We start from the raw sequence: 391 nt of genomic DNA on the forward strand, positions 1-391 counted from the left end.
CGATGGTCAACAACTCGAGAGGTTTTTATGGAACGTCGGAAGTTTCTTACTGGAATGCTTGGCGTTGCGGGGGCAGTGGCGTTTGCAAGCGTGGCCGGACCCGGCCGCGCGGTTGCCGGTATTCCCCAGGGCACCGGAATTCTTGATGAGCTGGACAAGCCGGATCCGGCTGTCTTCGAAGGGGACGACGAAGTCGCGCTGGAGCAGGTCTCCCATCGCAGCGGCCACCATGGCCACGATTACCACGATGACTACTGGCGTCGCCGCCATGGACGCCGCCGCGGCTGGAGACGGGTTTGCCGCAGCTACTGGCGCCACGGCCGCCGCCGCGTCCGCTGCTGGCGCGAGCGCGTCTGGCTGTAATCGCGTCTGCGGTTGACGCAAAGGCCGA

1 protein-coding gene is annotated in these 391 nt (G+C 65.0%); it reads left to right on the plus strand.

What is annotated here, in order from left to right:
• A partial coding sequence (locus EN852_RS41840; RefSeq protein WP_348643526.1) for a hypothetical protein occupies positions 1–363 on the plus strand: 363 nt, incomplete at its 5' end.
• Positions 364–391: the final 28 nt, after the last annotated feature.

It is taken from the genome of Mesorhizobium sp. M2E.F.Ca.ET.209.01.1.1, from assembly GCF_004010375.2.
In the GTDB taxonomy this organism is placed as follows: domain Bacteria; phylum Pseudomonadota; class Alphaproteobacteria; order Rhizobiales; family Rhizobiaceae; genus Mesorhizobium.